Below are 12,415 nucleotides of genomic sequence, written 5' to 3' on the forward strand. Positions count from 1 at the left end.
CATGTGACTCAGGCGCGGGCGGGCGCCTGTTGTTCCCGCCCGTCCGTTTCGACCGCCGCCTTGGTTTCATCGGAGAGTCTTTCGCCATGAGTCCTGTGAACGGTGCCCTGCCGGCCCCGGAATTCTCGCGCATCGTCAATGCCGACGCGGTGCGCCGCGCCGACGTGACCGAGACCATCGAGGCGACGGAGAAGGAACGCCGCGCGCTCGCCGAGCGGCTGGAGCTGGAGGCGATCGGCAGCCTGACCGCCACGGTGAAGCTGCGCGCGGTGCGCGGCGGCCAGATGATCCGCGTGTCCGGCAAGCTGGAGGCCGATGTGGTCCAGACCTGCGTCGTCACGCTGGAACCGGTGCCGGCCCATGTCAGCGAGAGCTTCGAGGCGCTGTTCGCCCCGTCCTCCATGGTCGAGGACCAGGGGCTGGAGATCGATTTCGACCCCTCTTTGTCGGACGAGGACATCCCCGAGCCGATGGAGAACAACCGAATCGACATCGGCGAGCTGACCGCGCAGCACCTGTCGCTGGGCCTCGACCCCTATCCGCATGCCGAGGGCGTGGAATTCGAGGGCTATGACGAGGGTGTTGAAGGGGATCACGCCGAAGAAGAGGTGGCGGAGGAGCCGGAAAAGCCCAACCCGTTCGCCGTTCTGCAACAATTGAAGCAGCAGAAGTAACTGCGGTCTTGCGTCCCCCGCGGTTCCTTGTATAAGGGCCGGCGTTTCCACCCCCTCCAATGAGCGGCGCGGGGTTGCGAAATGGGGGTTGTTCGGGCTTGCCCTTTGGGGGCATTTGCCTTATTGAATGCCGCTCGCGCTGGGCGGCCCCTGTTCGGGCCGCCCTTTCCAATGAAGAGAGTTTACGGTCATGGCTGTTCCGAAGAAGAAGACCTCCAAGTCGCGGCGCAACATGCGGCGTTCGCACCACGCTCTGCCGACCTCGGCCTACAACGAGTGCCCGAGCTGCGGTGAGCTGAAGCGTCCGCACCACGTCTGCGGGTCTTGCGGCCAGTACGACCAGCGCGAAGTGGTTCAGAGCGGCACCGCGGCCGCTTGATCCCGATCGCGTTGTCTGAGGTCCCGATGTTCAGGGGCGTACTTCGCCCCTGCCGGGGTCCTAGCCGGGGAGCCTGTTCGCGGTGAGCCAGCGCATGACCATCGCCCTGGATGCCATGGGTGGCGATCTCGGTCCCGACATGGTCATTGCCGGGGCGGAGATCGCGCGGGAGCGCCATCCCGATGTGCGCTTTCTGCTGTATGGCGACCGGGAGCGTATCGAACCGCTGCTGAACCAGCGGCCCGCGTTGAAAGCTGTGGCGGAGATCCGCCATACCGCCGACTTCGTGGCCGGGGACGCCAAGCCCGCAGTGGCGCTGCGCGCCGGACGCCAGTCCAGCATGAGGCTTGCCATCGACGCCGTGGCGTCGGGCGAGGCCGCCTGCGTGGTCTCGGCCGGCAACACCGGCGCCCTGATGGCAATGGCGAAGTTCGTGCTGAAGACGCTGCCGGGCATCGACCGGCCGGCGATGGCTTCCTTCTTCCCGACGCAACGGGGCGAGAGCGTGATGCTGGACCTCGGCGCCAACGCCGAATGCCAGCCGGAAAACCTCGTCCAGTTCGCCGTGATGGGTGCCGTCTTCGCGCGCGCCATCCTGGGCCTGCCGGAGCCATCGATCGGCGTGCTGAACATCGGCTCGGAAGACATGAAGGGCAACGAGGTGGTGCGTGCCGCGGCGGCCAGCCTGCGCGACATGCCGCTGCCCGGCCGCTTCCACGGCTTCGTCGAAGGCACCGACATCGGGCTGGGCACGGTGGACGTCATCGTCACCGACGGTTTCACCGGCAATGTCGCGCTGAAGACGGCGGAGGGGACGGCCAAGCTGTTCTCCGAGTTCCTGCGCCGCACCTTCGCGACATCCTTCCTGGCACGGATCGGCTATCTGCTGGCACGCGGCGCCTTCAAGCGCTTCCGCGAGCGGATCGACCCGCGGCGCTACAACGGCGCGATGTTCCTGGGCCTGCGCGGCGTCTGCGTGAAGAGCCATGGCGGCACCGACCCGGTCGGATTCGCCAATGCCGTCGCGGTCGCCATCAATCTGGCGACTCACGGTTTCAACGAGCGCATCAAGGAAGAGATGGGGCGCATAGCCGACGCGAACCCTCTTCCCGACACGAAGGCGGCGGCGGGCTGAACCATGGTCATGCGTTCCCGAGTTCTTGGTTGCGGTACCTTCCTGCCGGCCAACATCGTCACCAACCAGGATCTGGAACAGCGGGTCGACACGTCGGACGAGTGGATCGTCCAGCGCACCGGCATCAAGTCGCGCCACATCGCGGCGGAGGGGGAGAAGACCTCCGATCTCGCAATCGCCGCGGCTATGCGCGCGCTGGAACATGCCGGCGTGCCGGGCGATAGCATCGACTGCATCATCCTGGCCACCACCACCCCGGACAACACCTTCCCGGCAACGGCGACCAAGGTGCAGGCGGCGCTGGGGACCAAGGGCTTTGCCATGGACATCCAGGCGGTCTGCGCCGGGTTCGTCTATGCCATGGCGGTCGCCGACAATTTCCTGCGCAACGGTCAGGCGCGCCGCGCCCTGGTGATCGGGGCGGAGACCTTCTCCCGCCTGCTGGACTGGAACGACCGCACCACCTGCGTGCTGTTCGGCGACGGCGCCGGTGCCATCGTGCTGGAGGCCTATGAGGCCAAGGGCGATTCGACGGATCGCGGCGTGCTGTCCACCCATCTGCATTCCGACGGCAGCCAGTACGACCTGCTCTATGTCGACGGCGGCGCGTCCTCGACCGGCACCATCGGCCATGTCCGCATGCATGGGCAGGAGATCTTCCGCCATGCCGTCTCCAAGCTGTCGGCGGTGGTGGAGGAGGCTTTGGTCGCCAACGGTCTGGAGTCCACCGACATCGACTGGATGGTTCCGCACCAGGCGAACCGGCGCATCATCGACGGGCTGGCCCGCAAGATGAAGCTGTCGCCGGAAAAGGTCGTGCTGACGGTGGACCGCCACGGCAACACGTCGGCTGCGTCGATCCCGCTGGCGCTGGGTGAGGCGGTGGCCGATGGCCGGGTCAAGCGCGGCGACCTGATCCTGATGGAAGCCATCGGCGGCGGCCTGACCTGGGGTTCTGCGCTGATCCGCTGGTAAGCGGTCCCTCCTTTTCCGCGCCTGCTTCAATGCTGCACCGCACGCCCGGCCCGGCTTCGGCCGGGCTGTATGCTGCTGCCAAGCTTTTGAATTGACGGACCTTCTTTCCCCGGATTACCGTCTTCGCAATGGTTGCGGGGGAGGTCGAACCATGTCTCAGAACACCGTCACACGCGCCCAATTGAGCGAGGCCGTCTACCAGGAAGTCGGTCTTTCGCGCAACGAATCGGCCGATTTGGTCGAAACCGTCCTGGACGAGATTTCCGACGCGCTCGCCCGGGGGGAGATGGTGAAGATATCCTCCTTCGGCAGTTTCCAGGTTCGCCAGAAGGGCGAGCGAGTCGGCCGGAATCCCAAGACCGGGGAAGAGGTGCCGATCCTGCCGCGGCGGGTGCTGGTCTTCCGTGCCAGCCATGTGCTGAAGAACCGCATCAACGATGTCCAGGAGGGTGGGGCGCCGACGCCCGCGCGGGCTCTCTCCTGACGCCGGCCGTCTGTTATGACGCCGCTTTCAGTGGAATGGGCACCGGGTCCAACGCCGTGCCGTGCCTGTTGGTGGATCTTCGCATCCGGTCACTGCCGGGTGGCGGCCTGATCCCGTCATGAAATCCGCCACGGCCTACCGCACCATCAGCGAGGTGTCGACCGACCTGAACGTGCCCCAGCATGTGCTGCGTTTCTGGGAGACGAAGTTCCCCCAGATCCGCCCGCTGAAGCGTGGCGCCGGCCGGCGCTATTACCGGCCGGAGGATGTGGAGCTTCTGCGCCGCATCCAGGCGCTGCTGTATGAGGACCGCTATACAATCAAGGGCGTGCAGCGCCTGCTGAAGGAAGGGCGCATGTCCGACCCGACGCCGCCGTTGCCCGAGGATGCCGATGAGCCCGGCGAGTCCGGCGGCGGACCGGAGGGTGGGGGCACGTTCGATGACGGCATTGAGGGTGGCGGCGTGGATGACGGGCCGGACTATGGGACGCAGCCGCCTTTGTCCGCCGCCTTGCGGCACGAGATCACCATGGTGGTGGACGAGCTGAAATCGCTGCGGTCGGTGCTGTCGCGCCTGTCCGAAATTGGGGACAAAAAAAGCTGAAAAAGCATCACGGGAGATGTTGCATCGGCAAAAGTCCGCGGCTATAGTCCCGTTCCCTTCTGGAGCCAAGCCGCAAGCACTGCGGTGAAGTTGACGGAGCGTAGCGCAGCCTGGTAGCGCATCAGACTGGGGGTCTGGGGGTCGCAGGTTCGAATCCTGTCGCTCCGACCAGTTCCGGAAGGAAGAAGAAGCCTCGAAGTCCTTGGACTTCGAGGCTTTTTTATTGCGCGCGATTTGCCCTGTCTCCAGAGCCGACCGGTGGTGGTGCGGTGCGCCATGCGCCAATAACATTGCGCACAATCAAATTGCACATGGCTAAATACATTGCGCGCAATATGATTGTGAGCGATGTTTGTCCTCACGAGATCAACGGCGGTTCCTCCAGCCGCCCCAGCAATCAAACCCCGATATCCAATGCAAGGAGAGCACACCATGAAAACCCTGTATTCGACGAAGGTGTCCGCCACCGGTGGCCGTGACGGCAAGGCCGTCAGCGAGGACGGGCTGCTGTCGGTCGCGCTGGCCGCACCGAAGGAGTTGGGCGGGCAGGGCGGGGCCACCAACCCCGAGCAGTTGTTCGCCGCCGGCTATTCCGCCTGCTTCATCGGCGCCATCAAGTTTGTCGGCAACCGCGACAAGATCGCCGTTCCGGCCGACCTGTCGGTGACGGCCACGGTGGGCATTGGTGCCCGCGACGACGGCGAGGGCTTTGGCCTGACGGTGGATTTCGTCGTGTCGCTGCCGGGCATGGATAAGGCCGCGGCGGAGGACCTGCTGGCCCGCGCCCACAAGGTCTGCCCCTACAGCCATGCCACCAAGGGCAACATCCCGGTCACCACGACGGTTGCCTGAGGCGCTTGCCCAAGGTTGTTCATAGGGTGATTGCCTGAAGCGAAACGCCTTCAGGATTGCGCCGCCGGGCTGTTGCGCGCGATTGTGCCGAATGCATGATCGACCGGCGCGCCGCAGCCCGGCGGTGCGCGCCGTTTTGAAGGTTCCACAAAGCCATGACCGCCGACAGGAACGATCCGCTTCTGCTCTCCAACCAAGCCTGCTTCGCCCTCTACTCGGCGAATTTGGCGATGACCCGTGTCTATCGTCCGCTGCTGGAATCGCTCGGCCTGACCTACCCGCAATATCTGGCGATGTTGCTGCTGTGGGAGGAGGACGGGCAGTCGATGAAGGCGCTGGGCGAAAGGCTGGGGCTGGACAGCGGCACGCTTACCCCGCTGCTGAAGCGGATGGAAGGGCAGGGGCTGGTCACCCGCGCCCGCGATCCTCAGGACGAGCGGCTTGTCCGCATTCGCCTGACCCCCGACGGCGCTGCGCTGCGCAGCAAGGCCGCATGCCTGCCGACCCACATCGCTGCCGCCGCCGGCTGTTCGGTCGAGGAACTGACCTCCCTGCGCGAGGCGTTGCTGAAACTGCGCGACGATTTGAACCGGGCCGCTGACCACAACTGATCCGGCGCCGTCGAAAGGGGCTGGAAATCGGCGGCCGGACGGCCTTTCCTATCCGGCCGCTCCCCGGAAGGAAGGTGCCTGCCGTGACTCCTCATTTCATCGACGACCGTCTCCGCATCCGTGCGGCCGATGCCGACGACGCACCGGACCTTGCCCGGCTGATCGACATCGCCGGGGGCGGCGTCTACGAATTTCTGCTCGACGGGCTGATGCCGGGGCTGACGGCGGCGGAAATGCTGATGCCGGGCCTTGCCGGGCGAAGCGGTTCGCTGTCGCATCGGCAGAGCGGGGTCGCCGAACTGGATGGGCGGGTCGTCGGCGTCGCCCACGGCTATCCCACCGACTGGATCCGGACGGAGGATTACAGCGGCCTGCCGCCCGACCGCATCGCCCATATGGCCGCATTCTCCGAAACGCTGGACTGGGGCAGCTATTTCCTCTCGGCCCTGGCGGTCTATCCGGAGCAGCGGCGCCACGGCATTGCCGGTCGGTTGCTCGGCTGGTTCTACGAACGGGCGCGGACCGGAGGATTCGACCGTGTCGCGCTGCATGTCTGGGCCGACAACGATTCGGCCCGTCGTCTTTATGCCGGCGAGGGGTTCGAGGAGATCGGCCGCGCCGATATCCCCTGGCACCCCCGCCTGCCGCACCAGGGCGGCAGCATTCTGATGCGGCGCTATCTCTGAGCGGCGACCCGCAGCGGCGCGCCTTCGGCCGACAGCTCGTCGATGCGGCGCTCCACCAGCCCCGGGTCGGCGTGATGCACCATATGCCCGCAGTCCGGCACCCAGTGCAGGGTGCTGTTCGGCAGCACGTGATGCAGGCGGCCGCTCTGATCCTCCTGCGAAACGATGCGATCTTCATGGCCGGCGAAGATCGCCACCGGGACGGCTATGTCGGCGTAGCGGTGCTGCAGCCGGTCGGCGGCCGGCGCCATGGTGACGCCGTCCTGGGCGTTGGCGCGGAGTTGGCCGGGGCGGGTGGTCAGGGCGGCCGGGAAGGTCTCCGTCAGATGGTCGGGCACCGGCCGGGGCGAGAACAGCGTCTTCAGCATCGCCGGCATCACTGCCTTTGAGAAGGGCGGCGAGACCGTGTAGCGCAGCAGGTCGCCCAATACCGGCGTCGCCACCGGCGCCACCATCACCGCGTCCACCCGCTTGGTCGGGAAATAATAGCCCGCCAGCAGAGCCAGCCCCTTCACCGTCCGCGGATGGTCCAGCGCCAGGGCCAGCGCCACCAGTGTCGCATAGGAATGGCCGGCGACCACAGCGTTCTCGATTCCCAGTACGGCGAAGGCCTTGGCCAGCAGGTCCGCCTGATCCTCCGGCGTCCAGTCGCGGTCGCGGGGACGGTCGCTGTGGCCCATGCCGGGACGGTCGAAGGCGATGACACGGTGGTTCTGTGCCAGCCGGTCGAACAGCCCGCTCGCCAGCCAATCGCCGAGCGCGGAGACATTGCCGTGCAGCAGCACGACCGGCGGCCCTTCGCCAGCCTCCATTTCGCCAGCCTCCATATAGTGCAGCCGGACGCCATCGACGGTCACGAAGCGCCCGTCGGGCGGGTAGCGCCGCTCCGCCGCACGGGCCGCCAGCGTGTTGGTGACAGCCAGCCCGCCCAAAGCCAGCGCGGTGATGCCCAGGGTCTTGAGGATGGTGGAGTGGCGGTCGGTCATCGTGGTTGTCCTCTCAAGCGGCTGCTGCGATGCAGCATCGTCGAGAGAACAACCGAGGGACGGGGGAAGGGTTCCCGGATGTGGGGGCGTTAGCCCCTCACTTCCCCGCCTTCAACTGCTCCCGCGTCAGCCAGAACACCTCGCCGAAGCTGTTGGCGGTCTGCAGCCACAGGAAGTCGAGGTGGGGGTATTCGGCCTCCAGGATCTCGCGGCCAGTGCCGAACTCGCAGAGCAGGCCGCCGTCCGGGGTCAGGTGCTTGGGCGCTTCCTTCAGGATGCGGCGGACGATATCGAGACCGTCGTCGCCGCCGGCCAGCGCCATCTCCGGCTCGGCACGGAACTCGGGCGGCAGGGCGTCCATCGCTTCGGCGTCGACATAGGGCGGGTTGGTGATGATGACGTCGTATTTCCGCGTCTTCAGCGGCGCGAACAGGTCGCCCTGATGCAGGGTGATGCGGTCCTCGAACCCGCTGTCGGCGACGTTGCGCTTGGCCACCTCCAGCGCATCGGGTGACAGGTCGACGGCGTCCACCTGCGCCTCGGGGAAGATGCGGGCGGCCAGGATGGCGAGGCAGCCGGAACCGGTGCATAGGTCCAGCACCCGCTCCACCGAGGTCGGATCCTCCACCAGCGTGAAGTCGTCGCCGCCGAACAGGTCGGAGAACAGCAGCTCCCCGATGTAGGAGCGCGGGACGATCACCCGCTCGTCCACATAGAAGGGGATGCCCTGGATGTAGGCCTTGTTCAGCAGGTAGGGCGCCGGCTTGCGGGTGTCGATGCGGGCATGGAGGATGCCGGCCACCGCCTCGCGCTCCGCCGCGGTCAGCCGGGAATCGAGATAGGGGTCGAGCTGATCGACCGGCAGGTGCAGCGTCTCCAGCACCAGGAACACCGCCTCGTCGAAGGCCGTGGTGGTGCCGTGGCCGTAATCGAGGTCGGCCTCGTTGAAGCGGCTGACGCCGTAGCGCAGGAAATCGCGGATGGTCGACAGTTCGGCGGCGGCTGTGGCGGCGGTGTGCTTGGCAGTCACGGGCGGCAGGCTCCGGTCAGGGACGGGAATGGGGTCAGAGAAGGTCCAGCACCGACTCCGGCGGCCGGCCGACGCGGGCGCGGTCGCCCTTCACCACGATGGGGCGCTCGATGGCCGACGGGTTGGCGGACAGGGCGGCGATCAGCGCCTCGCCGTCGAGGTCCTTGGGCAAGCCGGCCTCCGCTGCCTCCTTGGCGCGGGTGATGTCGCGCGGACCCTTGCCCAGCTTGGCGAGGATGGCCGACAGCTCCGCCGCACTGGGCGGGGTCTTCAGATACTCGACCACCGCCGGCTCGACGCCGCGGGAGCGCAGGAGTTCCAGCGTCTCGCGCGACTTGCTGCAGCGCGGGTTGTGATAGATCGTCACGTCACTCATGGCGGGTTTCCGAATTGGAAGGTCGGTCCGACTGATACACCCAACCCGCGTCCCGCGCCAATCCGGCATGCGGAAAGCTCTGTGGCGGCGCAACATCCGTCAGGTGACAAGGGCTGCCTTTGGTATTATTTTGCGCGCTCGCTTTTCCGTGGCCCGTTGCGCCGTTTCCGGCAGGCGGGCTGCCGATCAGTCCCGATGCCCAGATACGGATGCCGGCCGTGACCAAGCTCTCGCTCTCCAAGGACAAGATCAACATCCTTCTTCTGGAAGGTGTCCACGACAACGCCATCGACGAGCTGGCCCGCGGCGGCTACGCCTCGGTCGAGCGGCTGCCGCGCGCCCTGGACGAGGATGAACTGCTGGAGCGCATCGGGTCCGTCCACATCCTGGGTATCCGGTCGCGCACCCATCTGACGGCCAAGGTGTTCGAGGCGGCCAACAAGCTGATCACCGTCGGCTGCTTCTGCATCGGCACCAACCAGGTCGACCTGAAGGCGGCGCGCCGCACCGGCGTGCCGGTGTTCAACGCCCCCTATTCCAACACCCGGTCGGTGGCGGAGCTGGTGATCGGCGAGATCATCATGCTGATGCGCGGCATCTTCGAGAAGTCGCAGCTGGTCCATGGCGGCGGCTGGATGAAGTCGGCGAAGGATTCTTACGAGATCCGCGGCAAGACGCTGGGCATCGTCGGCTATGGCCATATCGGCACGCAGGTGTCGATCCTGGCCGAGGCGATGGGCATGCAGGTCCGCTTCTACGACGTCGTGCGCAAGCTGGCGCTCGGCAACGCGCGCGCCTGCGATTCGCTGGAGGAACTGCTGTCGGTGTCCGACGTGGTGACCCTGCATGTGCCGGACACCCCGCAGACCCGTGACATGATCGGCGAGCGTGAACTGGCGACCATGAAGAAGGGCAGCCACCTGATCAACGCCGCCCGCGGCCAGGTGGTGGACATCGAGGCGCTGGCCGCCGCGATGAACGGCGGCCACATTCTGGGGGCCGCCATCGACGTCTTCCCGGTCGAGCCCGGTTCGGACAAGGAAGAGTTCCAGAGCGCGCTGCGCGGCATCAAGACCGCCATCCTGACCCCACACATCGGCGGCTCGACGATGGAGGCGCAGGCCAACATCGGCACCGAGGTGGCGCAGAAGCTGCTGGAGTATTCGGACAACGGCTCCACCGTCGGCGCGGTCAACTTCCCCCAGGTGGCGCTGCCGGTTCAGGCCGGCTGCACCCGGTTCCTGCACGTTCACGAGAACCGTCCGGGCATCCTGCGCAAGGTGAACGAGGTGTTCTCCGGCCGCGACCTGAACATCGCCGCCCAATATCTCCAGACCGATCCGGAGCTGGGCTATGTGGTGGTCGACGTCAACGGCGACGTGGAGGAGATGGAGGTCGTCAACGACCTGCGCGCCATCGAAGGCACGCTGAAGGCGCGCTTCCTGTTCCCGGCGCATCAGTGAGGGGTTGGGGTGCCGGCGACGTTCTTTCGACGGCACCCCGATCTGCCCATCCATGTCTCTTGTCCGCGGACGGTTTCCTGATATCTGTATCGGAATGACCGTTCGCTTCCTGTTCCTCTTCCTTTCGGGTGTCCTGCTCGCCGCTTCGCCGGCCGCGGCGCAGTCCAACGGCTGCAGCGGGTTTCCGCAAACGAAGCTCGTGTTCGACAGCGTGCTGGCGCCGATCCAGCGTGACGATGCCCTGTCGATCGCGCAACTCACCCGGCTGCCGGGACGCACGCCGGGACCGGTCGGGAGTGCCGGGGGCCATGTGTTGGGGCTGACTCTGGCCCGCTATGGCGAACAGTCGCAGGTTTCCGCCCTGTTCAGGACTATGGGCGATGGCACCTATTGCGCGTCGGCCAGCACGGTGACCATCAGCTTCGGCTTCCAGCAGCGCATCGTCCATGTCGCCAGCGAAATTCCCGTCAACTCCTGCCTGCATGGCGAGGTGCTGGCCCATGAGATGCGCCATGTCGCAGTGGACGAGGCGTTGCTGCGCGAGATGATGCCGATGATCCGCATCCGGCTGGACCAAGTGCTGGAGGGTATGGCGCCGGTTCGCTCGCGCAGCCAGAGCCAGGCGATGGCGGCGATCCGCCGACCGCTCGAATCGGCGATGCGGCGGATCATGCAGGAGTTCGGCCGCGAGCGCGACCGCCGGCAGGCCCAGGTCGATACGGTCGAAGAGTATGAACGGGTCAGCCGCGTCTGCAACGGTGAGGCCCGCAACTATCTGCCGAAGCCCGCCCAGCGGCAGACTGTCCGGCGAGGATAAGTCCCCGTCAGCGCTTGCGCCGCCGCCGGTCGGTGGCATGGCCGTCGGTGAACTCCGGCGGCTTGCGGCGGACCCAGCGGATGAAGGCGGCGATGTCGGGATGGCCGCGCAGGGCCTCAATCTCGTGATAATGGTCGCGCAGTTGCTGCTCGCTCAGCACCGCGTGGATCTTGGCGTGGCAGATGCGGTGCATCGTCACGGTGTCCCGGCCGCCATAAGTGCGCGGGACCAGATGATGTTCATTCAGGCTGGCACCCGGCACCATCGGCCGGCCGCAGAGCGGGCAGGCTGGGTGGTCTTCCTGTGGGGCCGCGGGAACGGTGATCGGCGGTGGCGGCAGACGGCGCATAAGGTCCGGGGCAGGGGGTGGGGCGTGCCGGTGACCTGGATGATATGGCGCAGTAGCGCCGCCGGAAAAGCCGCCGTCAATTCCCTGTACCGGCCGTCGTGGCCGTTGGGGCGACGGGTGCAGCCTGCGCCCGCTGGCCGACCCAGACGCTGCCGAGCGCCAGCACGATCCCGGCGATCTGATAGCCGGTCAGCGATTGGCCGAGCAGAGCCCAGCCCAGAACCACCGCCGTGACCGGGCTGAGGAAGCCCAGCGGCGCCACTGCGGACGGCTCCAGCCGCGACAGGCCGCGGAACCACAGGATGTAGGTCAGCGCCGCGCCGATCAGGCCGAGATAGACGAAGCCAATCAGGTTGGCCGCCGTCGGCACCGGCAGCGCCGGTTCCAGAAGCAGCGCCACCGGCACCAGCAACACCCCGCCGGCGGTCAGCTGCCAGGCCGTGAAGGTCAGCGGCGACACCGGTGGACGCCAACGCCGGCTCAGTACCGTGCCCGCGGCCATCGATCCGGCGCCGGCCAGCGCCGCGAGCACGCCGATGCCGTCCAGCGTGGCACTGGGCTTGAGGACCAGCAGGGCCACCCCGCCGATGCCGGCCATGGCGGCGGCGACCGCCAGCGGGCGGATCGGCGTGCCCAGCAGCGGGCGCGACAGCGCGATGACGATCAGCGGCTGGACCGCCCCCACCGTGGCGGCGACCCCGCCGGGCAGGCGGTAGGCCGACACGAACAGCATCGCCCAGAAGAAGGAGAAGTTCAGCGCCCCCAGCACCAGCGAGCGTCCCCACCAGCATCCCCACGGCAGCCGACGGACCAGCAGCAACAGCAGAAGCCCGGCCGGCAGGGCGCGCAGCAGCGCGACCGTCATCGGGTAGCCCTGCGGCAGCAGTTCGGTGGTGACGATGTAGGTGCTGCCCCAGATTGCCGGAGCGATGGCGGTCAGCAGCAGGTCGGTGGACCGGGCCATGATCCGGCGTTCCCAAAGAGGGGGCATCAG

Annotated in this window: 16 protein-coding genes and 1 tRNA gene; 12 read left to right on the forward strand and 5 right to left on the reverse strand. The window is 66.9% G+C overall.

Annotated elements, in window-relative coordinates:
* Positions 1-86 precede the first annotated feature (86 nt).
* The 10 genes from FZ983_RS09215 to FZ983_RS09260 all read left to right on the forward strand — a co-directional run bounded on the left by FZ983_RS09215 (position 87) and on the right by FZ983_RS09260 (position 6,400).
* On the forward strand, positions 87-674 hold the full coding sequence (locus FZ983_RS09215; protein ID WP_149223267.1) for a DUF177 domain-containing protein: 588 nt from the start codon (positions 87-89) through the stop codon (positions 672-674).
* 190 nt (positions 675-864) lie between these two features.
* Entirely contained in the window at positions 865-1,053 is a 189-nt protein-coding gene (rpmF, locus tag FZ983_RS09220) for a 50S ribosomal protein L32 (RefSeq protein WP_111065907.1), read from the forward strand.
* An 82-nt stretch (positions 1,054-1,135) separates the two neighbouring features.
* Positions 1,136-2,188 carry a phosphate acyltransferase PlsX gene (plsX, locus tag FZ983_RS09225; protein WP_149223268.1) on the forward strand — a complete coding sequence of 351 codons (1,053 nt, stop codon included), beginning with the start codon at positions 1,136-1,138 and terminating at the stop codon, positions 2,186-2,188.
* A gap of 3 nt (positions 2,189-2,191) precedes the next feature.
* Entirely contained in the window at positions 2,192-3,163 is a 972-nt protein-coding gene (locus FZ983_RS09230; RefSeq protein ID WP_149223269.1) for a beta-ketoacyl-ACP synthase III, read from the forward strand.
* 151 nt (positions 3,164-3,314) lie between these two features.
* Positions 3,315-3,647 (forward strand): integration host factor subunit alpha, encoded by a 333-nt coding sequence (locus tag FZ983_RS09235; RefSeq protein ID WP_111065910.1) that lies wholly within the window; start codon positions 3,315-3,317, stop codon positions 3,645-3,647.
* Positions 3,648-3,765: 118 nt separating this feature from the next.
* Positions 3,766-4,251 (forward strand): MerR family transcriptional regulator, encoded by a 486-nt coding sequence (locus FZ983_RS09240; RefSeq protein ID WP_149223270.1) that lies wholly within the window; start codon positions 3,766-3,768, stop codon positions 4,249-4,251.
* A gap of 94 nt (positions 4,252-4,345) precedes the next feature.
* Positions 4,346-4,422: transfer RNA gene (locus tag FZ983_RS09245), tRNA-Pro, on the forward strand.
* Between the two features lie 261 nt (positions 4,423-4,683).
* A complete protein-coding gene (locus FZ983_RS09250; protein WP_149223271.1) occupies positions 4,684-5,103 on the forward strand; it encodes an organic hydroperoxide resistance protein in 420 nt (139 codons plus the stop codon).
* A gap of 155 nt (positions 5,104-5,258) precedes the next feature.
* Complete coding sequence (locus FZ983_RS09255; protein ID WP_149223272.1) at positions 5,259-5,714, forward strand: MarR family transcriptional regulator; 456 nt, start codon at positions 5,259-5,261, stop codon at positions 5,712-5,714.
* 83 nt (positions 5,715-5,797) lie between these two features.
* Positions 5,798-6,400: a GNAT family N-acetyltransferase gene (locus tag FZ983_RS09260; protein ID WP_149223273.1), complete on the forward strand. Its 603-nt coding sequence runs from the start codon at positions 5,798-5,800 to the stop codon at positions 6,398-6,400.
* Here the strand turns inward: FZ983_RS09260 and FZ983_RS09265 are convergent.
* The 3 genes from FZ983_RS09265 to arsC all read right to left on the reverse strand — a co-directional run bounded on the left by FZ983_RS09265 (position 6,391) and on the right by arsC (position 8,792).
* Positions 6,391-7,386, reverse strand: a complete 996-nt coding sequence (locus tag FZ983_RS09265) for an alpha/beta hydrolase (RefSeq protein ID WP_149223274.1) — start codon at positions 7,384-7,386, stop codon at positions 6,391-6,393. The two genes, FZ983_RS09260 and FZ983_RS09265, sit on opposite strands and share 10 nt — an antisense overlap.
* 97 nt (positions 7,387-7,483) lie before the next feature.
* Complete coding sequence (gene prmB / locus FZ983_RS09270; RefSeq protein ID WP_149223275.1) at positions 7,484-8,416, reverse strand: 50S ribosomal protein L3 N(5)-glutamine methyltransferase; 933 nt, start codon at positions 8,414-8,416, stop codon at positions 7,484-7,486.
* 34 nt (positions 8,417-8,450) lie between these two features.
* The gene (gene arsC, locus FZ983_RS09275) at positions 8,451-8,792 is read right to left on the reverse strand and encodes an arsenate reductase (glutaredoxin) (RefSeq protein WP_149223276.1); all 342 of its coding nucleotides are present in this window, start codon (positions 8,790-8,792) and stop codon (positions 8,451-8,453) included.
* Positions 8,793-9,001: 209 nt separating this feature from the next.
* Between arsC and serA the strand changes: the two genes are divergently transcribed.
* Both serA and FZ983_RS09285 read left to right on the forward strand, forming a co-directional pair.
* Entirely contained in the window at positions 9,002-10,255 is a 1,254-nt protein-coding gene (gene serA / locus FZ983_RS09280) for a phosphoglycerate dehydrogenase (RefSeq protein WP_211102883.1), read from the forward strand.
* 94 nt (positions 10,256-10,349) lie between these two features.
* Positions 10,350-11,072: a hypothetical protein gene (locus FZ983_RS09285; protein WP_149223278.1), complete on the forward strand. Its 723-nt coding sequence runs from the start codon at positions 10,350-10,352 to the stop codon at positions 11,070-11,072.
* 7 nt (positions 11,073-11,079) lie between these two features.
* Here FZ983_RS09285 and FZ983_RS09290 read toward each other — a convergent pair whose 3' ends face one another.
* Together FZ983_RS09290 and FZ983_RS09295 are read right to left on the reverse strand one after the other, a co-directional pair.
* Positions 11,080-11,421 (reverse strand): HNH endonuclease, encoded by a 342-nt coding sequence (locus FZ983_RS09290; RefSeq protein WP_149223279.1) that lies wholly within the window; start codon positions 11,419-11,421, stop codon positions 11,080-11,082.
* A 76-nt stretch (positions 11,422-11,497) separates the two neighbouring features.
* Complete coding sequence (locus FZ983_RS09295; RefSeq protein ID WP_211102888.1) at positions 11,498-12,388, reverse strand: EamA family transporter; 891 nt, start codon at positions 12,386-12,388, stop codon at positions 11,498-11,500.
* Positions 12,389-12,415 lie beyond the last annotated feature (27 nt).

Source organism: Azospirillum sp. B21 (assembly GCF_008364825.1).
Taxonomy (GTDB): domain Bacteria; phylum Pseudomonadota; class Alphaproteobacteria; order Azospirillales; family Azospirillaceae; genus Azospirillum.

Coding starts and splice junctions, on each gene's coding strand:
- FZ983_RS09215 (WP_149223267.1), top strand. CDS start 87: ATGAGTCCTGTGAACGGTGCCCTGCCGGCCCCGGAATTCTCGCGCATC.
- rpmF (WP_111065907.1), top strand. CDS start 865: ATGGCTGTTCCGAAGAAGAAGACCTCCAAGTCGCGGCGCAACATGCGG.
- FZ983_RS09230 (WP_149223269.1), top strand. CDS start 2,192: ATGGTCATGCGTTCCCGAGTTCTTGGTTGCGGTACCTTCCTGCCGGCC.
- FZ983_RS09235 (WP_111065910.1), top strand. CDS start 3,315: ATGTCTCAGAACACCGTCACACGCGCCCAATTGAGCGAGGCCGTCTAC.
- FZ983_RS09240 (WP_149223270.1), top strand. CDS start 3,766: ATGAAATCCGCCACGGCCTACCGCACCATCAGCGAGGTGTCGACCGAC.
- FZ983_RS09250 (WP_149223271.1), top strand. CDS start 4,684: ATGAAAACCCTGTATTCGACGAAGGTGTCCGCCACCGGTGGCCGTGAC.
- FZ983_RS09255 (WP_149223272.1), top strand. CDS start 5,259: ATGACCGCCGACAGGAACGATCCGCTTCTGCTCTCCAACCAAGCCTGC.
- FZ983_RS09265 (WP_149223274.1), bottom strand. CDS start 7,386: ATGACCGACCGCCACTCCACCATCCTCAAGACCCTGGGCATCACCGCG.
- arsC (WP_149223276.1), bottom strand. CDS start 8,792: ATGAGTGACGTGACGATCTATCACAACCCGCGCTGCAGCAAGTCGCGC.
- serA (WP_211102883.1), top strand. CDS start 9,002: ATGCCGGCCGTGACCAAGCTCTCGCTCTCCAAGGACAAGATCAACATC.
- FZ983_RS09285 (WP_149223278.1), top strand. CDS start 10,350: ATGACCGTTCGCTTCCTGTTCCTCTTCCTTTCGGGTGTCCTGCTCGCC.
- FZ983_RS09290 (WP_149223279.1), bottom strand. CDS start 11,421: ATGCGCCGTCTGCCGCCACCGCCGATCACCGTTCCCGCGGCCCCACAG.